The sequence below is a fragment of the Enterobacter sp. MALB-1 genome (assembly GCF_041021625.1).
GTDB lineage: Bacteria > Pseudomonadota > Gammaproteobacteria > Enterobacterales > Enterobacteriaceae > Enterobacter > Enterobacter oligotrophicus.
The window spans coordinates 3,735,105-3,756,999 of sequence record NZ_JBDPJL010000001.1 but is presented as its reverse complement, the minus strand read 5'-3'; the positions used below and the strand labels follow the sequence as shown (position 1 = coordinate 3,756,999).

Here is a 21,895-nt window from a genome sequence, read left to right as displayed (position 1 = left end):
TCCCCGTCTTTTTTATTGTGTTAACCCGTCGACCACCACGTGCGGCAGCCCACGCGAACAGTATTCAACACGGCCATCCACGCCATACACTGTCGCCAGACTGGCGGGCGTCACAACATCTGCCGGTAACCCGCTGGCAATCAGTTCACCGCCTTTCAGCATCAGGGCATAGTTCGCGTGACGCAGGGCGATATTAATGTCGTGGATCACCACAACGGTGACGATATTGCGCAGCCGCGTTTCGCGGGCGACGATATCCATCACATGAAACTGGTAGTTGAGATCGAGGGCGCTTAACGGTTCATCCAGCAACAGCAGATCCGGCTCGCGGATGAGCGACTGCGCCAGACCAATCAGCTGTTTTTGCCCGCCGGAAAGCTGGTCTAGAAAGCTCATTGCCAGATGGGCGACTCCCAGTTTTTCCAGAATGGCCCAGGCTTCCTGTTCAACGTTACGATCGGGCGCACTGCCGCTGGCGCGGCGGGCGACAATCACCGATTCCAGCGCATGCAGATGCACACCCTGCGGCAGAGATTGCGGGAGATAAACCACCTTCTGCGCGCGCGTGGCCGAGGGCAGCGCCATCAGATTGTCGTCATTGAGCCATATTTCCCCCTGAGCGGGATTCAGGTCCGCGAGTGCGCGCAGCAGGGTTGACTTACCTGAGCCATTTGGCCCCAGCAGGGCGGTGATTTGCCCGCGAGGCAGCAGCGGCGTCGTTAAGCCATTTATGATCTTTTTCTTGCGATAGCCGGTGTGGAGATCGCGAACGAGCAGGCCGTCGGTCATACGTTCCCCCGGTTACGAATAATAATGCTGAGGAAGAACGGCACGCCAACCAGCGACGTCACAATGCCCACGGGAATAATGACGCCGGGAACCATGTTTTTGGAAAATACCGAGGCCAGAGAGAGCACCAGTGCGCCAATGAGCATGCTGCCCGGCAGATAAAAGCGATGATCTTCCCCGAACATCATGCGCGAAATGTGCGGCGCAACCAGGCCGATAAAGCCGACAGGCCCGACAAAAGCGACCGTCAACGCGGAAATGATGCTGATGCGTAACAGTGTGGTCATGCGCAGCGTTTTGACGTTGATGCCAAAGCTGACGGCGCGATCTTCTCCAAGACGCAGCGCCGTGAGCTTCCAGGCATTTTTCAGCGACAGCGGCACGATAATCAGCAGCGCCACGGTCAGAATGGCCAGCTTATCCCATGACGCTCTTGCCAGGCTGCCCATCGTCCAGAAGACCAGACCCTGCAAGGTATCTTCGCTGGCGACAAACTGCAGAATCGAAATCAGTGCATTGAAGGTAAAGACCAGCGCGATACCGAACAGCACGACGCCGGAGGTGGCCACGCGTGTCCAGCGGCTGATACCATCGAGAATAAAGCAAGCCAGCAGCGCAAAGACAAATGCATTCGCGGGAATGAACCATTTGTCGGCAATGCCGGGAATACCCAGACCGAGCACAATCGCCAGCGCTGCACCAAAAGAGGCAGCAGACGATACGCCCAGTGTAAACGGGCTGGCGAGCGGGTTGTTGAGGATAGTCTGCATTTCTGCGCCAGCAAGCCCCAGCGCCATGCCAACGGCAACCGCCATTAACGAAAACGGCAGACGCAGATCCCAGACAATCACCCGCGTGCCTGCATCGGCGGCAGAAGAATGGAGTAACGTCTGCCAGAGTGTGGAAACGGAGATGCCAGACGGACCGAGGGTTAAATCAAGCAGCAGAGAGCCGATAATCAAAAGCAGAATAACTGCACCCAGTGCGTAGCGGCGGCGCACCACCCGACGGTAATGGGAGACAACGGTAGATGCGTCAGGCTTAGGGCTGGCGGCAAGGCTGGAATTCATTGGGTAACCTTATGCAACACAACACAATCGTAGTACCGCCCGCCCTTCCTGTGGAGAGTGCTGCATGATATCCAATATCCGGCTGGTACTGGACGACGATATTTCAGGTGATAATGCTTATCAATCCAATAATGGAACTTCGATTATTCTATTGATGGATTGTTTGAATTCTGGCGGAAAAATAATCGAATCAGGCTGGAAAGACGTGCCTGCAGACGCAGGCACGACGAGGCAACAATCAGTGTTTTTCACCAATCGGCAGTACGGTACGGCCAAACTGCTCGTTCAGCACTTCACCCATTGCCAGATAGATGGCGCTTGCGCCGCACACCAGACCAATCCAGCCCGCAACGTGAACGATGCCTTCGTTATCCGCCAGGTGACCAATCGCCAGCAGGGCGAACAGCACGGTCAGGCTCAGGAAGACGAACTGCAGCGCGCGGTTACTTTTCAGGGTGCCGAAGAACATGAACAGCGTGAAGACGCCCCACAGCCCCAGATAAACGCCCAGGAAGTGTGCGTTTGCCGCATCTGTCAGGCCCATTTTAGGCATCAGCAGAATGGCAACCAGAGTCAGCCAGAACGAGCCGTAAGAGGTAAAGGCGGTTAAGCCGAAGGTGTTGCCTTTCTTATATTCCAGCAGGCCCGCGAAGATTTGCGCGATACCGCCGTAAAAAATGCCCATCGCCAGGATGATGCCATCCATCGGGAACATCCCGATGTTGTGCAGGTTCAGCAGGATAGTGGTCATGCCAAAACCCATCAGGCCCAGCGGAGCCGGATTAGCCAACTTAGTGTTGCCCATAAGTCCTCAAAAAAATCATCATTAATATGGTGAAATGGTTAAACCCGCGTCAATTCTCCCTGACGGGGCGCGGCATCATAATGGGCGCAATCAGTGCCGTCTATGATCTGAGCAGGGTGAAATTAAAAATTTTTTTATGTCTCCCCCCTTGATGGATGACGTTGCGACCCCATCTTGTAAGCAACCGCAGTGTGTGGACCTGAAAAAAATCAAATCTGGGCAGTTGAAAAAGCACGTTCTGCCCTTATTACAGGTACACAACCACATGTTGACTGAATTTTTAGTGGAGACGTTTAGATGGGTAAAATTATTGGTATCGACCTGGGTACTACCAACTCTTGTGTAGCGATTATGGATGGCACTACTGCACGTGTGCTGGAGAACGCCGAGGGCGATCGCACCACGCCTTCTATCATTGCTTATACCCAGGATGGTGAAACTCTGGTTGGTCAGCCGGCTAAACGTCAGGCAGTGACAAACCCGCAAAACACCCTGTTTGCGATCAAACGCCTGATCGGCCGCCGCTTCCAGGACGAAGAAGTTCAGCGTGACGTTTCTATCATGCCTTACAAAATCATCGCGGCAGATAACGGCGATGCATGGCTTGATGTGAAAGGCACCAAAACCGCACCACCGCAGATCTCTGCTGAAGTGCTGAAGAAAATGAAGAAAACGGCTGAAGATTACCTGGGCGAGCCGGTAACGGAAGCGGTTATCACCGTTCCTGCGTACTTCAACGATGCTCAGCGTCAGGCAACGAAAGATGCTGGCCGTATCGCAGGTCTGGAAGTCAAACGTATCATCAACGAACCAACCGCAGCGGCTCTGGCTTACGGTCTGGATAAAGAAGTGGGCAACCGCACTATCGCGGTTTACGACCTCGGTGGTGGTACTTTCGATATCTCTATTATCGAAATCGACGAAGTTGACGGCGAAAAAACCTTCGAAGTTCTGGCAACCAACGGTGATACCCACCTGGGTGGTGAAGACTTCGATACCCGTCTGATCAACTACCTCGTGGACGAGTTCAAGAAAGATCAGGGCATTGACCTGCGTAACGACCCGCTGGCGATGCAGCGCCTGAAAGAAGCCGCTGAGAAAGCGAAGATTGAACTGTCTTCCGCTCAGCAGACCGACGTGAACCTGCCGTACATCACTGCAGACGCGACCGGTCCTAAACACATGAACATCAAAGTGACCCGTGCGAAACTGGAAAGCCTGGTAGAAGATCTGGTGAACCGTTCTATCGAGCCACTGAAAGTTGCACTGCAGGACGCTGGCCTGTCCGTATCTGACATCCAGGACGTTATCCTGGTCGGTGGTCAGACGCGTATGCCAATGGTTCAGAAGAAAGTGGCTGAGTTCTTTGGTAAAGAACCACGTAAAGATGTGAACCCGGACGAAGCGGTTGCTATCGGTGCTGCGGTTCAGGGTGGTGTACTGACCGGTGAAGTAAAAGACGTACTGCTGCTGGACGTTACCCCGCTGTCTCTGGGTATCGAAACCATGGGCGGTGTGATGACTGCGCTCATCAACAAAAACACCACCATCCCAACCAAGCACAGCCAGGTGTTCTCTACCGCTGAAGACAACCAGTCTGCGGTAACCATCCATGTGCTGCAGGGCGAGCGTAAGCGTGCATCTGATAACAAGTCTCTGGGTCAGTTTAACCTGGACGGTATCAACCCAGCGCCGCGCGGCATGCCGCAGATCGAAGTGACTTTCGACATCGATGCTGACGGTATCCTGCACGTGTCTGCGAAAGACAAAAACAGCGGTAAAGAGCAGAAGATCACCATCAAGGCATCTTCTGGCCTGAACGAAGCAGAAATCGAAAAAATGGTTCGTGATGCCGAAGCTAACGCGGAATCCGACCGTAAGTTCGAAGAACTGGTTCAGACCCGTAACCAGGGTGACCATCTGCTGCACAGCACCCGTAAGCAGGTTGAAGAAGCTGGCGATAAACTGCCAGCGGAAGACAAAACGGCTATCGAGGCTGCACTGAGCGCGCTGGAAACGTCTCTGAAAGGCGAAGACAAAGCAGACATCGAAGCGAAGATGCAGGAACTGGCACAGGCTTCCCAGAAGCTGATGGAAATCGCTCAGCAGCAGCACGCACAGCAGCAGGCGGGCGCTGAGGCTTCCCAGAACAACGCGAAAGACGACGACGTTGTCGACGCTGAGTTCGAAGAAGTGAAAGACAAAAAATAATCGCCCTGATGCAGGGTAATTAATCGGCACGGGCGTAGGAGATCTCTCCACGCCCGTGCTCGCATGTTAAGGGGCTTAAAAAAACCAATGGCAAAGCAAGACTATTACGAGATTTTAGGCGTTCCGAAAACTGCGGAAGAGCGTGAAATCAAAAAGGCGTATAAGCGCCTGGCCATGAAATTCCACCCGGACCGTAACCAGGGTGACAAAGAGGCTGAAGCGAAATTTAAAGAGATCAAAGAAGCCTACGAAGTCCTGACCGACGCACAAAAACGTGCGGCCTATGACCAGTACGGTCACGCAGCCTTTGAACAGGGCGGCATGGGCGGCGGTGGATTCGGTGGCGGCGGCTTTGGCGGCGGCGCTGATTTCAGCGACATCTTTGGCGATGTGTTTGGCGACATCTTCGGCGGCGGTCGTGGTCGTCAGCGCGCGGCGCGCGGCGCAGACCTGCGCTACAACATGGATCTGACGCTGGAAGAGGCCGTTCGCGGCGTGACCAAAGAGATCCGTATTCCGACGCTGGAAGAGTGTGACGTTTGCCACGGCAGCGGTGCGAAAGCGGGGACACAGCCACAGACCTGTCCAACCTGTCATGGTTCCGGCCAGGTGCAGATGCGTCAGGGCTTCTTCGCGGTTCAGCAGGCGTGTCCACACTGTCACGGTCGCGGTACGCTGATTAAAGATCCATGCACCAAATGCCACGGTCACGGTCGCGTTGAGAAAACCAAGACCCTGTCCGTTAAGATCCCGGCAGGCGTGGATACGGGCGACCGCATTCGTCTGGCAGGTGAAGGTGAAGCGGGCGAGCACGGCGCACCGGCAGGCGATCTGTACGTTCAGGTACAGGTGAAACAGCACGCCATCTTCGAGCGTGAAGGTAACAACCTGTACTGTGAAGTGCCGATCAACTTCGCGATGGCGGCGCTGGGTGGCGAAATCGAAGTGCCGACGCTGGATGGTCGTGTGAACCTGAAAGTGCCTGGCGAAACCCAGACAGGTAAGCTGTTCCGCATGCGCGGAAAAGGCGTCAAATCCGTTCGCGGTGGTGCGCAGGGTGACCTGCTGTGCCGCGTGGTGGTGGAAACGCCGGTTGGCCTGAACGACAAGCAGAAACAACTGCTGAAAGAACTTCAGGAAAGTTTCGGCGGCCCGACGGGTGAGAAAAACAGCCCTCGCTCCAAAAGTTTCTTCGATGGCGTCAAAAAATTCTTCGATGACCTGACCCGCTAATCCGTTAGCTGGCATACATCCAAAAAGCCCGGAAGCGATTCCGGGCTTTTTCTTTTTGCGGGGACAGCTCGGGAAAACTGAATTTATACTCAATATTAATCTGTTTTTGCCGAGCTATTTAGCTTGGTATTATGGTTTTATCGAGGTATTGTTGTAAAAGAGAGAACTTAAGTGAAATTCTTACACCGTTTCTTTAGCAGTGAAGCATCCGGCGGCATTGTTTTGATTATCGCTGCTGCCGCCGCGATGGTGTTGGCTAACCTGGGCATGACGCGCGATCTCTACCATGCGTTTCTGGAAACGCCCGTTGAGCTGAAGGTCGGTCTGCTTGAAATTAACAAGAACATGCTGCTGTGGATCAACGATGCACTGATGGCCGTTTTCTTCCTGCTGGTGGGGCTTGAAGTGAAACGTGAGCTGGTGCAGGGATCGCTTGCCAGCCGCCAGCGTGCGGCGTTTCCGGTGATTGCCGCGCTGGGCGGAATGGTGGTGCCGGCGCTGCTCTTTTTAGCATTTACCTGGCAGGACCCGGTCGCCCGCCACGGGTGGGCTATTCCGGCGGCAACCGATATCGCCTTTGCCCTGGGAGTGCTGGCGTTACTGGGCAACCGCGTACCGGTGGCGTTAAAAATCTTCCTGATGGCGCTGGCAATTATCGATGACCTGGGCGCTATCGTGATTATCGCGCTGTTCTACACCAGCGAGCTGTCGATCCTGTCGCTGAGCGTGGCAGCGGGAGCCATTGCGGTGCTGGCGCTGCTGAATATTTTCAATGTTCGCCGTATCGGTATCTACATCCTGGTGGGAATGGTGTTGTGGACGGCGGTGCTGAAATCCGGCGTACATGCCACACTGGCGGGCGTGATTGTCGGCTTCTTCGTGCCGCTTAAAGAGCAGGACGGTAAATCTCCGGCCAAACAGCTGGAACATGTGCTGCATCCGTGGGTGGCCTTTATGATCCTGCCGCTGTTTGCGTTTGCCAATGCGGGTGTTTCATTGGGCGGGGTGACGCTGGACGGGCTGACGTCTGTGCTGCCGCTGGGGATTATTGCCGGGCTGTTTATCGGTAAGCCGCTGGGCATTAGCCTCTTCTGCTGGCTGGCGCTGAAACTGAAGCTGGCATCATTGCCGCATGGCACTACGTTTAAGCAGATTATGGCGGTGGGTGTGCTGTGCGGTATTGGATTTACCATGTCGATCTTTATCTCGACGCTGGCGTTTGGTGCCCATGCGCCTGAACTTATCGTCTGGGCGAAACTCGGCATTCTGATTGGATCATTACTGGCCGCAGTTATTGGCTATACCTTGCTGAAGATTAAATTGTCCGGACCGGGGGTCCAGGCATAACGGGAAAACGGGAGAAGGGGGCCTTCTCCCGGCACACGATCAGGGAGCGAAGACGCGATGTCTCATTTGAATTACAACCATCTTTACTACTTCTGGCATGTTTACAAACAGGGCTCGGTCGTGGGGGCGGCAGAAGCGCTTTATCTAACGCCGCAGACCATCACCGGGCAAATCAAGGCCCTGGAAGAGCGGTTGCAGGGCAAGCTGTTTAAGCGCAAAGGTCGTGGGATTGAGCCAAGCGAGCTGGGCGAGTTGGTTTTCCGCTATGCGGACAAGATGTTCACCTTAAGCCAGGAGATGCTGGATATCGTCAACTACCGCAAAGAGTCGAATTTACTCTTTGATGTGGGCGTGGCGGATGCGCTGTCCAAACGGCTGGTGAGCGGCGTACTGGATGCGGCCGTGGTTGAAGATGAGCAAATCCACCTCCGCTGCTTTGAATCCACGCACGAGATGCTGCTGGAACAGTTGAGCCAGCATAAGCTGGATATGATTATCTCGGACTGCCCGATTGATTCCACCCAGCAGGAAGGGCTGTTTTCGGTGAAGATAGGGGAATGCGGTGTCAGCTTCTGGTGCATTAATCCGCCACCGAAAAAGCCGTTCCCGGCCTGTCTGGAAGAACGTCGCCTGCTGGTGCCTGGCAGACGTTCCATGCTCGGACGCAAGCTGCTGAACTGGTTTAACTCGCAGGGGCTGAAGGTGGAAATTCTCGGTGAGTTCGATGATGCGGCGTTGATGAAAGCCTTTGGCGAAGCACATAACGCTATCTTCGTTGCGCCGACGCTGTACGCGCATGATCTCTATTCAGATGACAAAATTACGGAGATTGGCAGGGTGGATAACGTGATGGAGGAGTATCACGCCATATTTGCCGAACGAATGATCCAGCACCCGGCGGTGCAGCGAATTTGCAACCGTGACTACTCGGCGCTGTTCACGCCACCGGCGATCTGAGGATATAAAAAAACCCGCATTAAGCGGGTTCTTTTAAAACAAGCAACAACAAGTGGCGATTAAGCCAGTTTGTTGATCTGCGCGGTCAGGTTTGCTTTATGACGCGCTGCTTTGTTTTTGTGGATCAGACCTTTAGCAGCCTGACGATCCACGATTGGTTGCATTTCGTTAAATGCGTTCTGCGCAGCAGCTTTGTCGCCAGCTTCGATAGCTGCGTATACTTTCTTGATGAAAGTACGCATCATAGAGCGACGGCTTGCGTTGTGCTTACGAGCCTTTTCAGACTGGATAGCACGTTTCTTAGCTGATTTGATATTAGCCAAGGTCCAACTCCCAAATATGATCTATGTGGACAATTCAAAGGCCGAGGAATATGCCCTCTATACCTTCTTTTGTCAATGGATTTGTGCAAATAAGCGCCGTTGATATGGCGACGCTACGTTACGTAGTGATGGCGCAGGATTCTACCAGCTTGTCGCTCGTGAATACAGCTTTTCGGCACAAAAATCGCAGTTCGCGGGCAGATTTTTTCGCTGTCAAAGGTCAGCGTGATGAAATCATTACGGCTTTCTGTTTTGCATGAACAATCGTCGGTTAACCTTAATCGCTGTACAAGGTATACTTTGGCGATTTTCACTGTTTTGAGCCAGTCATGAAGCTGATACGCGGCATACATAATCTCAGCAAAGCCCCACACGGGTGCGTGCTGACCATTGGTAATTTCGACGGCGTGCATCGTGGGCATCAGGCGCTGTTGCAGGGATTGCGCAAAGAAGGGGAGGCCCGCGGCCTGCCCGTTGTGGTGATGATTTTCGAGCCGCAGCCGCTGGAGCTGTTTGCGGGCGAAAAATCACCTGCCCGTCTCACTCGCCTGCGCGAGAAGTTGCGCTATCTGGCAGAGTCCGGCGTGGATTACGTATTGTGTGTACGTTTCGATCGTCGCTTTGCCGCGCTGACAGCACAAAATTTCGTCAGTGACCTGTTGGTCAGACAGCTTGGCGTGCAGTTTCTCGCTGTGGGGGATGATTTCCGCTTTGGCGCTGGTCGTCAGGGTGATTTCTTGCTATTACAGAAGGCTGGCCTGGAGTACGGTTTTGACGTCACCAGCGCAATGACCTTCTGTGAAGGCGGTGTTCGCGTCAGCAGCACGGCGGTACGTCAGGCGCTGGCCGATGATGAACTGGATATGGCAGAAACCCTGCTGGGACATCCGTTCACCATTTCAGGTCGCGTGGTTCATGGCGATGCTCTGGGCCGCACCATAGGTTTCCCGACGGCGAATATCCCGCTGCGTCGTCAGGTCTCCCCGGTTAAAGGGGTCTATGCAGTGGAAGTGGCAGGGCTGGGCGAGAAGCCGTTTTACGGCGTCGCCAATATTGGCACGCGTCCTACCGTCGCCGGTGTGCGTCAACAGTTAGAAGTGCACCTGCTGGACGTTGTAATGGACCTCTACGGTCGCCATATAGATGTAATCCTGCGTAAAAAAATACGCAACGAGCAGCGATTTGCTTCGCTGGACGAGCTTAAGGCGCAAATCGCGCGAGATGAATTAACGGCCCGCGAGTTTTTTGGGCTTTAGAACCGGCTTAACTGCCTACGTGATAAATACGGAACCGAGAATCTGATGAGTGACTATAAATCAACCCTGAATTTGCCGGAAACAGGGTTCCCGATGCGCGGCGATCTCGCCAAGCGTGAACCGGGAATGCTGGCGCGTTGGACCGATGATGACCTGTACGGCATCATTCGTGCAGCCAAAAAAGGCAAAAAAACCTTCATTCTGCATGATGGCCCTCCATATGCGAATGGCAGCATTCATATTGGTCACTCTGTAAACAAGATTCTGAAAGACATTATCGTGAAGTCCAAAGGCCTCGCGGGATTTGACTCGCCTTACGTTCCGGGCTGGGACTGCCACGGTCTGCCGATCGAGCTGAAAGTGGAGCAAGAGTTTGGTAAGCCGGGTGAGAAGTTCACCGCTGCCGAGTTCCGCGCGAAATGCCGCGAATACGCGGCCACCCAGGTTGACGGTCAACGTAAAGACTTCATCCGTCTGGGCGTGCTGGGCGACTGGTCGCACCCGTACCTGACCATGGACTTCAAAACCGAAGCCAACATCATCCGTGCGCTGGGTAAAATCATCGGCAACGGCCACCTGCATAAAGGCGCGAAACCGGTGCACTGGTGCGTGGACTGCCGCTCTGCGCTGGCAGAAGCGGAAGTGGAGTATTACGACAAAACCTCGCCTTCTATCGACGTGGCGTTCCACGCGGTGGATCAGGATGCGGTAAAAGCTAAATTCGGCGTCTCCTCCTTCAATGGCCCGATCTCTCTCGTTATCTGGACCACCACCCCGTGGACGCTGCCTGCTAACCGTGCGATCTCGCTGTCTGGCGAGTTCGAGTATGCGCTGGTGCAGGTTGACGGTCAGGCGCTGATTCTGGCGAAAGATCTGGTTGAAAGCGTGCTGAAACGCGCGAACATCACCGATTACACCGTACTGGGCACCGTGAAAGGTGACGCGCTGGAGCTGATGCGTTTCAAACACCCGTTCCTGGACTTCGACGTTCCGGCGATCCTGGGCGACCACGTAACGCTGGACGCGGGTACCGGTGCGGTACACACCGCCGGTGGTCACGGTCCTGACGACTACAACATCAGCCTGAAATACGGTCTGGAAATCGCCAACCCGGTTGGTCCGGATGGCGCGTACCTGCCTGGCACTTATCCGGCGCTGGACGGTATCAACGTCTTTAAAGCCAACGACATCATCGTTGACATGCTGCGTACCAGCGGCGCGCTGCTGCACGTAGAAAAAATGCAGCACAGCTATCCGTGCTGCTGGCGTCATAAGACCCCAATCATCTTCCGCGCGACCCCGCAGTGGTTCGTCAGCATGGATCAAAAAGGCCTGCGCGAGCAGTCCCTGAAAGAGATCAAAGGCGTGCAGTGGATACCGGACTGGGGCCAGGCGCGTATCGAATCCATGGTCGCGAATCGTCCTGACTGGTGTATCTCCCGTCAGCGTACCTGGGGCGTGCCGATGTCGCTGTTCGTGCATAAAGAGACGCAGGAATTGCACCCGAACACTCTGGAACTGATGGAAGAAGTGGCGAAACGCGTTGAAGTTGACGGTATTCAGGCGTGGTGGGATCTCGATTCCCGCGACATCCTGGGCGCTGACGCGGACAATTACGAGAAAGTGCCAGATACGCTGGACGTGTGGTTCGACTCCGGGTCTACCCACGCTTCTGTTGTTGACGTGCGCCCTGAATTCGCCGGTCACGCTGCCGACATGTATCTGGAAGGCTCTGACCAACACCGCGGCTGGTTCATGTCATCCCTGATGATCTCCACCGCCATGAAGGGTAAAGCACCTTATCGCCAGGTACTGACCCACGGCTTCACCGTGGATGGTCAGGGCCGTAAGATGTCCAAATCCATCGGTAACACCGTTTCTCCGCAGGACGTGATGAACAAACTGGGCGCGGACATTCTGCGTCTGTGGGTGGCATCCACCGACTATACCGGCGAAATGGCGGTGTCTGATGAGATCCTGAAACGTGCTGCCGACAGCTATCGTCGTATCCGTAACACCGCGCGCTTCCTGCTGGCAAACCTGAACGGGTTTGATCCGGTGAAAGACATGGTGAAACCGGAAGAGATGGTGGTGCTGGATCGCTGGGCGGTAGGCTGCGCGAAAGCGGCGCAGGAAGATATCCTGAAAGCCTATGAGTCTTACGATTTCCACGAAGTGGTGCAGCGCCTGATGCGCTTCTGCTCCATCGAGATGGGCTCGTTCTACCTCGACATCATCAAAGACCGCCAGTACACCGCGAAAGCGGAAAGCCGGGCGCGTCGTAGCTGCCAGACTGCGCTGTACCATATCGCAGAAGCGCTGGTGCGCTGGATGGCACCGATCATGTCCTTCACCGCAGATGAAATCTGGGGCTACCTGCCAGGCGACCGTGAGAAGTATGTCTTCACCGGCGAGTGGTACGAAGGTCTGTTCGATCTCTCCAGTACGGAAGCGATGAACGATGCCTTCTGGGACGAGCTGCTGAAAGTGCGTGGCGAAGTGAACAAGGTGATCGAACAGGCGCGTGCGGACAAGAAAGTCGGCGGCTCTCTGGAAGCGGCAGTAACCCTGTACGCGGAACCAGAGCTGGCGGCGAAACTGACGGCGCTGGGCGATGAATTACGATTTGTCCTGTTGACCTCCGGTGCGAAAGTTGCGGATTATGCCGACGCGACTGCGGATGCGCAGCAGAGCGAACTGCTTAAAGGGCTGAAAGTCGCACTGAGCAAAGCCGAAGGTGAGAAATGCCCGCGTTGCTGGCATTACACCACCGATGTCGGCCAGGTGGCGGAACACGCAGAAATCTGCGGACGCTGTGTCAGCAACGTCGCCGGTGATGGCGAAAAACGTAAGTTTGCCTGATGAGTAAAACTTTCTGTTCAACAGGACTGCGCTGGCTGTGGCTGGTGGTAGTGGTGCTGATTATTGATTTGGGCAGCAAGTTCCTGATCCTCCAGAACTTTGCTCTGGGGGATACGGTTCCGCTGTTCCCGTCGCTTAACCTGCACTATGCACGCAACTACGGCGCGGCGTTTAGTTTCCTTGCCGACAGCGGTGGCTGGCAGCGCTGGTTCTTCGCGGGTATCGCTATCGGTATCTGCGTCGTGCTGGCGGTGCTGATGTACCGCTCGAAGGCCACGCAAAAGCTGAATAATATCGCCTACGCGCTGATCATTGGCGGCGCACTGGGCAACCTGTTTGACCGTCTGTGGCACGGCTTTGTGGTCGATATGATCGACTTCTACGTCGGCGACTGGCACTTCGCCACCTTTAACCTCGCCGATAGCGCAATTTGCATCGGCGCGGCGTTAATCGTGCTGGAAGGCTTCTTGCCTAAACCGGCCGCGAAAGAGCAGGCGTAACAAAACCAGCCGGGTGACGCGTAGCGATCCCGGCCTACAGAATTTGTGGCCTCCCGTAGGCCCGGTAAGCGCAGCGCCACCGGGCAACAGGCGACTCAAAACAAGCGAGCAATTTGCATGTCTAAATCCGTACAGAGCAACAGCGCGGTTCTCGTTCACTTCACGCTGAAACTGGATGATGGCTCCACGGCTGAATCCACCCGCAATAACGGCAAACCGGCCCTGTTTCGTCTTGGCGACACTTCGTTGTCTGAAGGTCTTGAGCAGCAGCTTCTGGGCCTGAAAGAGGGTGAAAAAAAAGTGTTTTCACTGGAGCCGGATGCGGCATTTGGCGTGCCAAGCCCGGACCTGATCCAGTATTTCTCGCGCCGTGAGTTTATGGACGCGGGCGAGCCGGAAATCGGGGCGATAATGCTCTTTACCGCTATGGACGGCAGCGAAATGCCTGGCGTGATCCGCGAAATCAACGGTGACTCCATTACCGTTGACTTCAACCATCCGTTAGCCGGGCGTACCGTTCATTTTGATGTAGAAGTGCTGGAGATCGATCCGGCACTGGAGGCCTGAAATGCAGATCCTGTTGGCTAACCCGCGCGGTTTTTGCGCCGGTGTAGACCGCGCTATCAGCATTGTTGAAAACGCGCTGGAGATTTATGGCGCGCCAATTTATGTGCGTCACGAAGTGGTGCATAACCGTTACGTGGTCGACAGCCTGCGTGAGCGCGGCGCGATCTTCATCGAGCAGATCAGCGAAGTGCCGGACGGCGCGATCCTGATCTTCTCCGCACATGGCGTTTCTCAGGCGGTGCGTAACGAAGCGAAAAGCCGCGATCTAACGGTGTTTGACGCCACCTGTCCATTGGTCACAAAAGTGCATATGGAAGTGGCGCGCGCCAGCCGCCGTGGTGAAGAGTCGATTCTGATTGGCCATGCGGGTCACCCGGAAGTCGAAGGTACCATGGGCCAGTACAGCAACCCGGAAGGGGGCATGTATCTCGTTGAATCACCGGAAGATGTCTTTACGCTGGATGTGAAAAACGAGGCCCGTCTGTCGTTTATGACCCAGACGACGCTCTCCGTAGACGACACCTCTGATGTGATTGACGCCCTGCGTCAGCGTTTCCCGAAAATTGTCGGGCCGCGTAAAGATGACATCTGCTACGCCACCACTAACCGTCAGGAAGCGGTGCGTGCGCTGGCGGAACAGGCGGATGTGGTGCTGGTGGTCGGCTCTAAAAACTCCTCTAACTCCAACCGTCTGGCCGAACTGGCGCAGCGAATGGGGAAAGCGGCGTTTCTGATTGACGATGCGACGGATATTCAGGAAGCGTGGGTGAAAAACGCGACCTGCGTCGGCGTGACAGCGGGGGCTTCCGCACCGGATATTCTGGTGCAGAACGTTATTTCCCGTCTGCAGGAGCTGGGCGGTGGCGAAGCGGTACCGCTTGAAGGACGCGAAGAGAATATCGTCTTTGAAGTTCCGAAAGAGTTGCGTATCGACGCCCGTGAAGTTGAGTAACGCATCTTCAGGTTAACAAACAAAGCCAGGCTCAATGCCTGGCTTTTTTGATCCCCGCCACACTCTAGTCAGTGCAATCGAAGGTTAATCGATTAATCTGCTATGCTTATTATGTTGTTCTCCTCGGGCCGGAGACACATATGAAACCTGTTATTATCCAGCCGCCGCAGGTGGACTGGCTGACTGGCGCGTTCGCGCAAAGTAAGATCCTCAGTAGAACGACCCGCATTGCCGATCTGGCCGGTGTATTTGCCGACGTCAGCGCCTGGCAAGAATCCGATCCCCGACAAGCCGTTTATGACGTAGAGATGCTCGACAGCCAGACGAGTGAAGGTAACCTTTTTACAGGTGTCACTCACCTTCATCCGGGCCGCGTTGGCAGCGAGTTCTTTATGACGCGCGGCCACTTTCATTCACGCCGGGAGCAGGGTGAAGTCTATTTTGGTCTGCGCGGGACGGGTTTTTTGCTGCTGCAACCGGAAAGCGGTAAAGCCTGTCTGGAATCCGTTAGTCCCGGTTCGGTACACATTATCCCCGGCTATACCGCTCACCGGCTGATTAACACAGGCACGGCAATCCTCTCTGCGCTGGCGGTCTGGCCGACGATTGCCGGGCATGATTACGCCGCGCTGGCACAAGGTTTTTCGCTACGTGTGACCGATGTTGAGGGCAAGATCCAGGTCCGTGAGGTGCAAAATGGCTAACTACGGACTGGATATGCAGGTCCACCATCAGCCTCTCGGTTTTTCTTATGGCGACGATGTGACGGGCCCGATGCCGGAGATCCGCCGTCTGGATCAGATCCGTGGCTCATTGCGCGATCCGCACTGCGATGGACCAGAGGAGGTATATGCCATCGCTATGGACGTCGCGAGAATTCAGGATCGCGACGAGCTTAAGAAACGCATGCTGTTGTTTGGCGTGGTCACTTATGCCGCCGGACAGCTTGGCGATGAGCCTGTGCGCAGCCAGGGACACGTGCACCGCATCAGCCAGCATAGCGGCTGGTCGCCGCCGGAGCTGTACGAAATCTGGCAGGGCAGCGCCATTATTTATATGCAGGAACGGGTTGAAGATGACCCAGGACGCTGTTTTGCGGTCATTGCCCATGAGGGTGATAAAGTGCTGGTGCCGCCGGGCTGGGGCCATGCCACTATTTCTGCCAACCCGGATGTGCCGCTGACGTTTGGTGCCTGGTGCGATCGGGAATACGGTTTTGAATATGAAGCCGTGCGGGCGCATAAAGGGTTGGCCTGGTATCCGTTAATGCAGGATCGGCAGGTTATCTGGCAACATAACCCACGCTATGCACCGGGGCGCTTACAGGCGATTACGCCTCGTGTGTATGAGGAGTTTGGCATCACGGAGGAGCCGGTTTATCAGCAGTTTATTGCCGATCCGGCACGTTTTCAGTTTATTTCCCGGCCTGATAAGGTGGCCGGGCTGTGGCAGAATTTTCATCCATAACAAAGGGGGCCATAGGCCCCCTTGCGAGTGGGCTAACCGGCGAAAAGACCCGTTGCCACCCCTGCGGCAGCCAGTATCAGCAGCAGGAGCATTGCCTTAACGGGCGATACGCCACGTTTCGCCATTAAATACCAGGTGCTCAGTACCACCACCAGCGGCAATAGCTGCGGGAAGATCCCGTCGAGCATTTGCTGTACGTGGATGTTGACCCCGTCTTTGGTCACGAACTCAAGCCCGGTCCCCAGCTTCACATAGCTTGCCGCGACGCCGCCCATCACGAATACACCAAGCAGAGAAAGTGCCTCGCGCAGGCGGGCCGATTTGCTGCTCACCAGCATTTCAACAGAGCCGGAGCCCATCTGATAGCCCTTCAGGAACAGGAACCAGGAGCCAGGTATGATGATAGCCAGCCAGGCGACCGTGTAGAACAGCGGCCCCAGAATGTTGCCACCAGCCGCCAGCGCCATCCCGATGCTGAGCAGAATAGGGATCAGCATGCCAGGGATCATTGAATCTCCGATCCCGGCGATCGGCCCCATCAGGCCGACTTTCAGGGTGTTGATCGTTTCGCCGTCAATCGGGTCGCCGTTGGCCTTTTTCTCTTCCAGCCCCAGCGCCATACCGTTAACGATAGCGCCGATTTGCGGTTCGGTATTATAGAAAGAGGCGTGGCGGCGCAGCATCTCTTTGCGCTGTGCGATATCAGGGTAGAGCTTTTTTGCCACGGGCAGCATGCTCAGGCAGAAGCCGAACGATTCAAGTCGTTCAAAACTCATTGAAGAGAGGTTGTGCATCATCCACGCCCGCCAGCAGCGACGCAGATCTTTACGGGTCAGTTTACGCTCTTCCATCAGAATTCATCCTCGTCATCTGCTACCGGCGCAGAGGCAATAGCCTGTGGTGGCTCCGGCTTGTAGTTATAGTGGATCAGCGCCAGCAGCGCGCCAACGATGACCAGTGCAACCATGTTGAGTTTCAGGAACACAATGCAGACGAAGCCCACCAGAAAGTAGATCAGCATGGTGTAGTTTTTGATGATCTGTTTCAGCAGGATAGCAATACCGACGGCGGGCAAGATCCCACCCAGAACGTTCATGGTAGAAAGCACCACTTTCGGCAGGCTGTCCATCACGCCGCTGATGTACTGCGCGCCAAAGTAGACCGCGATAAAGGTCGGTACAAAGCGCAAAACAAAGTTGGTTGCCTGCGGCCAGATGGCGCTGTTCAGGTAGATACCGCGCTCGTCACCACGCTCCAGCGCGTTATCGGCGCGGTGGTTCCAGAAGGAGTTGAGCACCATCATCGTGTTGAACAGAATCGTTCCGGCAATACCGATGGTTGCCGCCAGCGCGACCGCTACTTCTGGCCCTTTTCCGGACAGAATACCCAGCGCGATCGCCGGATAAGCCACAAAATTCAGGTCGGCGGGCATTGAGCCGCCAGGCGTGACCATGGCGATATAGACTGCCTGAACCGCCACGCCAATCATGATCCCGGTTTTCACATCTCCGAGGATTATGCCAACCAGCATGCCCGATACCAGAGGCCGGGTAATTAGATACCAGCCGCCAGTCAGGCCCAGGAGCCAGGGGCTGCTGAGTGCCCCCAGATAACAGAGCACGCCAATTAATGCCGCTTCGATAATCATCATCCGCTCCTTATTTCAGTTTTTGTCGGGCATCCTGCCAGCTGTAACTACTGGCATCAGGAACCAGACGAAACTCGATTAAGTGGCCCTGTGCGTTCAGCCAGTCAAAAGCCTCGATCTCCTGGGCATTAACCGACTGATTGGGGCCAATTGTGGTGGTATCTGCACGCGCGCTCATCGGGCCGACGTTAATTTTGCCGTTGCTGTTTTTCAGGCTGATCCCGGCCTGCTCGATGCGCTGCAGGGTAAGAGGCGATTTGCCGATGACGAAATAACGCTTGTCGCTGGCAATGACCTTCGGCAGTTTTTCTATCGCCGTTGCGGTATCAAAAAGCCACACTTTGGTGTCGGAGACGGCCCCTTTCATGACGGAAGAGAGCAGGGGATCGGCCGCGACAGCATCATCAATGGCCACGATACCGTCGCAGGGCAGCTCTTTGGCCCAGCGTGTGACGAGCTGCCCGTGGATCACGCGGTCGTCGATGCGTACAAAAGAAATGCTCATAGCGGGTTCCTCAAAATTCGTCGGATTGTTCGGCAGAAGCGGGAGAAGCCAGTACCAGCGTGGGGTGGGTAAGCGTCAGCAGCAGGCTGGCAGCATGCCTGACCTCCGTTAGCGCGTGGATCTCGTCGGTTTGCAGTAGCATTGGCAGATTGACGCCGCCCAGCACGGCAACTGGCGGCTGGATGCTGGCAGAAAAGGCATAGGTGCAGGCCACATTCCACGGCGTACCGCTCTGCATATCGCACAGGACAAGTACTCCGTCGGCTCCCCTGGACGCCTGTTCCAGTACCTGGGCAAAATCCTGTTTAAAACCTTCAATACCCGCCTCGCCGGTCAGCGTAACGGCAAAACAGTAAGGCATTTCGCCGACGATCATGTTGGCGGTCTCCAGCATTGCTTTTGCCATCGGCCCGTGTGACGCCACAATTACGTTAATCATCGTTACCCCCTGACCCAGGCTTTTACCGTTGCGAGTTGCTGTCCTTCACCTTTTCCCCATGGCGTAATGCGGTACTCCCCCACGGCGGCCGGGATGATGAATGTCTCGGCGTAATGCACGACGAAAGGCTCAAATGCACCGCTTGGGCTGTCAACGCGCGCTTCGTCGCCTTCAACCAGATTGAGCACGTTAACGCCACCTTCTGTGTGATGCGTGACCGGGCCGCTAAACCAGTGGCGGCGCGTTTCAATAAATTCCCGTTCGTGCAGGCCGGTACGTTCTTCGCGCCAGCTTTCACCTTCGGCAACCGGTTCAATACGGTTTACCAGATGTTCGTTCACCCACTGTGTATCGCGCTGCCAGTCGATAACCTGTTCGCCGTGGTCAAGATGCACCGGACGCGGTAACCCATCCATCCCCAGTCGACCCCAGTCCCAGAGCTTGAAGGTAAAAATATAAGGCGTGGCGCTGATCTCAAGCACCATGGTGCCGGACCCGGAGCAGTGCACGGTGCCCGCCGGGATCAGGAAATGGTCGTGTTTTTTGGCCGCAATCTGATTCACAAAGCGCGCGTCGTCGAACGGTTTCTCGCCGCGTGCCGCCTGGCGCAGATCGTTCAGCATGGCTTCAGGTTCGGTGCCGGTTTTAGTGCCGAGATAGACGACGGCACCCGGTTCGGCGTCGAGAATGTAATAGCTCTCATCCTGGGTGTAATGCATGCCAAACTGCTGCTGGATGTACTCCGTTAATGGATGCACCTGAAAACTCAGGTTCTGCCCCCCAACGGTGTCGAGGAAATCAAAGCGGATCGGGAATTCTGCCCCGAAGCGCGCGTGAACCTTTTCGCCCAGTAGCGCGCGAGGCTGCAGAAGCACCAGGTCCTGAGAGGGGATCTCGATCCGAACGTCGCCAAACCGCATCAGCAGGCTGTTTTCCTCGGGCACGCAGTCAAAACACCATGCGTAGTTAGGCTTCGCTGGATCGAGATCGAATCGTTGTTTCATCCACTGTCCGCCCCAGACGCCGGGATCGAAGAATGGCACCACGCGGAACGGTTGTTGCGTTGTCTGCTGCAGCCCTGCACGCAGCGCCTCGCCGCTGACTGCCGCCGGTGCGTTGGCAACGGTGGTATCCAGCAAATAATCGCAGCGTTTAAGCAGGGGCGTTTTATGTCGGTCAAAAACACGCCATTCGATGAAAAAAGCGCGCTTGTAGCGGCGGAGTATGTCTTCATGCTGATTTTCCACGCCCCAGTTGCCAAGCTCGCCTGCGCGCATACGCTGCTGGATTTCCCAGCGCGGTAAATCCGCATACACCAGCACATCACCAGGGTGTACCAGTGCGGCACCTGGCCCGTAGACAATGACCAGCCCGGAGGTGACATCCGCTACCTGCTGTTGCAGCGCGGCTAATGCGTGGCTGTCAAAAAATTCCGCAAGCTGGTGGCAGGAGAGTACGCCAAAGACGCGGTCATCCGTCAGGTTACGGTCCAGCAGGGCGTTGAGTGCCTGCACGTCATGGCGGGCGGTTTCAGCGTTTATCCGCACTGCGTCGCCCAACTGCACGAACAGGTTTTGCTCCAGCTCATCAAGACGAACGCCGGGATAACAATCAATAACCAGTACCGTTTTTTGGGTAAGGTGAATCCTGGTGTTAAGCGCAGCAATAATGTCGTTCCACCCGCGCCAGGCGTGGGTATCGAAGCCCCGAACGGTGACTTCCGGGTATTTGTTATAGGGGGTACTTTTCATCTGTTCACTCCGTTATCGTTATAATAAGATTAATCGATTAACCTTGTTATGGAAGAGTGGTTAACGCGATTAACCCGGCACTCTGCGCAGGAAAGCGGATTTTCTGGCGGGGAGTGTGAACCGCTTCACAGGGAATGAGGCAAAATTCAGGTTATTCGATTAATCTGTGAAAGGAAAAAGGAGGAACAATGACGACTATTACGCTGGCGCAGGTCGCAGAACGAGCAGGCGTATCGACCGCCACGGTGTCGATGGTGCTGCGAAACCGTGGGCGGATCTCTCAGGCCACCAGGGAAAGGGTGCTGAAAGCAATTGATGATTCCGGCTATGTTTACAATCAGACGGCGGCAAACCTGCGTAACCGCAGCAGTAACCAGGTTGGGCTGCTTTTGCACGATATAACAAACCCTTTTTACGGGGAAATGACCGCCGGGCTAAGCCATGAGATGGAGCGCCACGACATGCTGCTGTTTCTGGCAAACAGCGAAGAATCCGGCGAGCGGCAGCAAAAATTCGTCGATTCGTTGATGCGAAATAACGCCTGCGGCATGGTGCTCTGTGCCGCCCGTGAAACGCCGCGCTCTTTTTTTGACAGTCTGAAGCGACGCAACATTCCTGCCATTATGGTTGTACGTCCGGTCAACGATCCGGATTTTGATTTCGTCGGGACCGACAACTTTCTTGGCACCCAGATGGCGACTGCGCATCTGCTTAAACTTGGACACCGCCATATCGCCTTTATTGGCGGGAGTCAGCATTCGGGTACACGCGCACAGCGTATCGGCGGTTTTACCAGTAAGCTGCTTGAAAATGGCCTGTCGGCAGATCCTCGCTGGGTTATCACCAGCCAGGCGAGCCAAAGCGACGGCGCACGCGTGGCCGAAAATTTATTCCGCCAGTATCCGGAGATCACCGCCGCGGTCTGCTATCAGGATATTGTCGCGCTGGGGGTAATGCAGGCGCTACGCAAACTGAGACGTGAACCCGGACGCGATTTTGCCCTGGTCGGTTTCGACGATATCACCGAGGCGGCGCTGGTCCAGCCAGGGCTTACGACCGTTTCGGTGGCGGCGAAAGAGATAGGTCGTAAAGCCGGAGAGCTTCTCTTCAGCCGAATTCAGGGGAATGTCGAGCCGCCGAAACGCATCATTCTGCCTCCGGCACTGGTAGTCAGAGAATCATGCGGTTTCGTTTAGTATGTCTTTTACTGATA

General features: G+C 55.4%; 21 protein-coding genes and 1 pseudogene. 13 read left to right on the top strand and 9 right to left on the bottom strand.

Annotation, left to right across the window (positions count from 1 at the left end):
• Window positions 1-12: 12 nt before the first annotated feature.
• From ABGB15_RS17975 to satP, 3 genes are all read right to left on the bottom strand, one after another.
• Window positions 13-789 carry an ABC transporter ATP-binding protein gene (locus tag ABGB15_RS17975; protein WP_215723349.1) on the bottom strand — a complete coding sequence of 259 codons (777 nt, stop codon included), beginning with the start codon at window positions 787-789 and terminating at the stop codon, window positions 13-15.
• A complete protein-coding gene (locus ABGB15_RS17970; RefSeq protein WP_215723348.1) occupies window positions 786-1,859 on the bottom strand; it encodes an iron ABC transporter permease in 1,074 nt (357 codons plus the stop codon). Before ABGB15_RS17970 ends, ABGB15_RS17975 begins: the two co-directional genes overlap by 4 nt.
• A gap of 238 nt (window positions 1,860-2,097) precedes the next feature.
• A complete protein-coding gene (gene satP / locus ABGB15_RS17965) occupies window positions 2,098-2,664 on the bottom strand; it encodes an acetate uptake transporter (RefSeq protein WP_215723347.1) in 567 nt (188 codons plus the stop codon).
• A gap of 297 nt (window positions 2,665-2,961) precedes the next feature.
• Here satP and dnaK point away from each other — a divergent pair, with 297 nt between their 5' ends.
• The 4 genes from dnaK (at window position 2,962) to nhaR (ending at window position 8,412) form a co-directional block, all read left to right on the top strand.
• Window positions 2,962-4,875: a molecular chaperone DnaK gene (gene dnaK, locus ABGB15_RS17960; RefSeq protein WP_152083396.1), complete on the top strand. Its 1,914-nt coding sequence runs from the start codon at window positions 2,962-2,964 to the stop codon at window positions 4,873-4,875.
• Window positions 4,876-4,962: 87 nt separating this feature from the next.
• The gene (gene dnaJ / locus ABGB15_RS17955) at window positions 4,963-6,108 is read left to right on the top strand and encodes a molecular chaperone DnaJ (protein WP_020882543.1); all 1,146 of its coding nucleotides are present in this window, start codon (window positions 4,963-4,965) and stop codon (window positions 6,106-6,108) included.
• Window positions 6,109-6,279: 171 nt separating this feature from the next.
• A complete protein-coding gene (nhaA, locus tag ABGB15_RS17950; RefSeq protein WP_215723346.1) occupies window positions 6,280-7,455 on the top strand; it encodes a Na+/H+ antiporter NhaA in 1,176 nt (391 codons plus the stop codon).
• A gap of 57 nt (window positions 7,456-7,512) precedes the next feature.
• Entirely contained in the window at window positions 7,513-8,412 is a 900-nt protein-coding gene (gene nhaR / locus ABGB15_RS17945; RefSeq protein WP_112781627.1) for a transcriptional activator NhaR, read from the top strand.
• Between the two features lie 59 nt (window positions 8,413-8,471).
• On the opposite strand, the gene rpsT is transcribed toward nhaR, so the two are convergent.
• Entirely contained in the window at window positions 8,472-8,735 is a 264-nt protein-coding gene (rpsT, locus tag ABGB15_RS17940) for a 30S ribosomal protein S20 (RefSeq protein WP_008502037.1), read from the bottom strand.
• Between the two features lie 115 nt (window positions 8,736-8,850).
• On the opposite strand from rpsT, the pseudogene ABGB15_RS17935 reads away from it, so the two are divergent.
• From ABGB15_RS17935 to ABGB15_RS17900, 8 genes and pseudogenes are all read left to right on the top strand, one after another.
• A pseudogene (locus ABGB15_RS17935) lies at window positions 8,851-9,057 on the top strand (DUF2575 domain-containing protein); the annotation flags it as partial.
• Between the two features lie 7 nt (window positions 9,058-9,064).
• The gene (gene ribF / locus ABGB15_RS17930; protein ID WP_215723345.1) at window positions 9,065-9,991 is read left to right on the top strand and encodes a bifunctional riboflavin kinase/FAD synthetase; all 927 of its coding nucleotides are present in this window, start codon (window positions 9,065-9,067) and stop codon (window positions 9,989-9,991) included.
• 45 nt (window positions 9,992-10,036) lie between these two features.
• Window positions 10,037-12,853 (top strand): isoleucine--tRNA ligase, encoded by a 2,817-nt coding sequence (gene ileS / locus ABGB15_RS17925; protein ID WP_215723344.1) that lies wholly within the window; start codon window positions 10,037-10,039, stop codon window positions 12,851-12,853.
• Entirely contained in the window at window positions 12,853-13,353 is a 501-nt protein-coding gene (lspA, locus tag ABGB15_RS17920) for a signal peptidase II (protein WP_152083400.1), read from the top strand. Before ileS ends, lspA begins: the two co-directional genes overlap by 1 nt.
• Before the next feature lie 117 nt (window positions 13,354-13,470).
• Complete coding sequence (fkpB, locus tag ABGB15_RS17915; protein ID WP_006173955.1) at window positions 13,471-13,920, top strand: FKBP-type peptidyl-prolyl cis-trans isomerase; 450 nt, start codon at window positions 13,471-13,473, stop codon at window positions 13,918-13,920.
• 1 nt (window position 13,921) lies between these two features.
• A complete protein-coding gene (gene ispH / locus ABGB15_RS17910) occupies window positions 13,922-14,872 on the top strand; it encodes a 4-hydroxy-3-methylbut-2-enyl diphosphate reductase (RefSeq protein ID WP_152083401.1) in 951 nt (316 codons plus the stop codon).
• A gap of 140 nt (window positions 14,873-15,012) precedes the next feature.
• Window positions 15,013-15,576, top strand: coding sequence for a glucose-6-phosphate isomerase family protein (locus ABGB15_RS17905; RefSeq protein WP_215723342.1), 564 nt, complete (start codon window positions 15,013-15,015; stop codon window positions 15,574-15,576).
• Window positions 15,569-16,339, top strand: coding sequence for a glucose-6-phosphate isomerase family protein (locus ABGB15_RS17900; RefSeq protein ID WP_215723341.1), 771 nt, complete (start codon window positions 15,569-15,571; stop codon window positions 16,337-16,339). Before ABGB15_RS17905 ends, ABGB15_RS17900 begins: the two co-directional genes overlap by 8 nt.
• Window positions 16,340-16,371: 32 nt before the next feature.
• Here ABGB15_RS17900 and ABGB15_RS17895 read toward each other — a convergent pair whose 3' ends face one another.
• Genes ABGB15_RS17895 through ABGB15_RS17875 form a run of 5 tightly spaced genes read right to left on the bottom strand, consistent with a single transcriptional unit; the run spans window position 16,372 to window position 20,682 of the window.
• Window positions 16,372-17,190, bottom strand: coding sequence for a PTS system mannose/fructose/sorbose family transporter subunit IID (locus tag ABGB15_RS17895; protein WP_215723340.1), 819 nt, complete (start codon window positions 17,188-17,190; stop codon window positions 16,372-16,374).
• Window positions 17,190-17,987 (bottom strand): PTS sugar transporter subunit IIC, encoded by a 798-nt coding sequence (locus ABGB15_RS17890; RefSeq protein ID WP_276853051.1) that lies wholly within the window; start codon window positions 17,985-17,987, stop codon window positions 17,190-17,192. The genes ABGB15_RS17895 and ABGB15_RS17890 overlap by 1 nt, the downstream gene beginning before the upstream one ends.
• Before the next feature lie 10 nt (window positions 17,988-17,997).
• Window positions 17,998-18,492, bottom strand: coding sequence for a PTS sugar transporter subunit IIB (locus ABGB15_RS17885; protein ID WP_152083406.1), 495 nt, complete (start codon window positions 18,490-18,492; stop codon window positions 17,998-18,000).
• 10 nt (window positions 18,493-18,502) lie between these two features.
• Complete coding sequence (locus ABGB15_RS17880) at window positions 18,503-18,931, bottom strand: PTS sugar transporter subunit IIA (protein WP_215723339.1); 429 nt, start codon at window positions 18,929-18,931, stop codon at window positions 18,503-18,505.
• Window positions 18,932-18,933: 2 nt separating this feature from the next.
• On the bottom strand, window positions 18,934-20,682 hold the full coding sequence (locus ABGB15_RS17875) for a class I mannose-6-phosphate isomerase (RefSeq protein ID WP_215723338.1): 1,749 nt from the start codon (window positions 20,680-20,682) through the stop codon (window positions 18,934-18,936).
• A gap of 188 nt (window positions 20,683-20,870) precedes the next feature.
• Here ABGB15_RS17875 and ABGB15_RS17870 point away from each other — a divergent pair, with 188 nt between their 5' ends.
• Window positions 20,871-21,878, top strand: a complete 1,008-nt coding sequence (locus ABGB15_RS17870; protein ID WP_215723337.1) for a LacI family DNA-binding transcriptional regulator — start codon at window positions 20,871-20,873, stop codon at window positions 21,876-21,878.
• Window positions 21,879-21,895: the final 17 nt, after the last annotated feature.

What these genes read in the sequence shown, in the direction of transcription:
- ABGB15_RS17900 (WP_215723341.1), top strand. Translation starts at nt 15,569, where the DNA reads ATGGCTAACTACGGACTGGATATGCAGGTCCACCATCAGCCTCTCGGT.
- dnaJ (WP_020882543.1), top strand. Translation starts at nt 4,963, where the DNA reads ATGGCAAAGCAAGACTATTACGAGATTTTAGGCGTTCCGAAAACTGCG.
- ileS (WP_215723344.1), top strand. Translation starts at nt 10,037, where the DNA reads ATGAGTGACTATAAATCAACCCTGAATTTGCCGGAAACAGGGTTCCCG.
- fkpB (WP_006173955.1), top strand. Translation starts at nt 13,471, where the DNA reads ATGTCTAAATCCGTACAGAGCAACAGCGCGGTTCTCGTTCACTTCACG.
- satP (WP_215723347.1), bottom strand. Translation starts at nt 2,664, where the DNA reads ATGGGCAACACTAAGTTGGCTAATCCGGCTCCGCTGGGCCTGATGGGT.
- ABGB15_RS17905 (WP_215723342.1), top strand. Translation starts at nt 15,013, where the DNA reads ATGAAACCTGTTATTATCCAGCCGCCGCAGGTGGACTGGCTGACTGGC.
- ABGB15_RS17895 (WP_215723340.1), bottom strand. Translation starts at nt 17,190, where the DNA reads ATGGAAGAGCGTAAACTGACCCGTAAAGATCTGCGTCGCTGCTGGCGG.
- lspA (WP_152083400.1), top strand. Translation starts at nt 12,853, where the DNA reads ATGAGTAAAACTTTCTGTTCAACAGGACTGCGCTGGCTGTGGCTGGTG.
- ABGB15_RS17880 (WP_215723339.1), bottom strand. Translation starts at nt 18,931, where the DNA reads ATGATTAACGTAATTGTGGCGTCACACGGGCCGATGGCAAAAGCAATG.
- dnaK (WP_152083396.1), top strand. Translation starts at nt 2,962, where the DNA reads ATGGGTAAAATTATTGGTATCGACCTGGGTACTACCAACTCTTGTGTA.
- ABGB15_RS17870 (WP_215723337.1), top strand. Translation starts at nt 20,871, where the DNA reads ATGACGACTATTACGCTGGCGCAGGTCGCAGAACGAGCAGGCGTATCG.
- ribF (WP_215723345.1), top strand. Translation starts at nt 9,065, where the DNA reads ATGAAGCTGATACGCGGCATACATAATCTCAGCAAAGCCCCACACGGG.
- nhaR (WP_112781627.1), top strand. Translation starts at nt 7,513, where the DNA reads ATGTCTCATTTGAATTACAACCATCTTTACTACTTCTGGCATGTTTAC.
- ispH (WP_152083401.1), top strand. Translation starts at nt 13,922, where the DNA reads ATGCAGATCCTGTTGGCTAACCCGCGCGGTTTTTGCGCCGGTGTAGAC.
- ABGB15_RS17885 (WP_152083406.1), bottom strand. Translation starts at nt 18,492, where the DNA reads ATGAGCATTTCTTTTGTACGCATCGACGACCGCGTGATCCACGGGCAG.
- ABGB15_RS17875 (WP_215723338.1), bottom strand. Translation starts at nt 20,682, where the DNA reads ATGAAAAGTACCCCCTATAACAAATACCCGGAAGTCACCGTTCGGGGC.
- ABGB15_RS17970 (WP_215723348.1), bottom strand. Translation starts at nt 1,859, where the DNA reads ATGAATTCCAGCCTTGCCGCCAGCCCTAAGCCTGACGCATCTACCGTT.
- ABGB15_RS17890 (WP_276853051.1), bottom strand. Translation starts at nt 17,987, where the DNA reads ATGATTATCGAAGCGGCATTAATTGGCGTGCTCTGTTATCTGGGGGCA.
- ABGB15_RS17975 (WP_215723349.1), bottom strand. Translation starts at nt 789, where the DNA reads ATGACCGACGGCCTGCTCGTTCGCGATCTCCACACCGGCTATCGCAAG.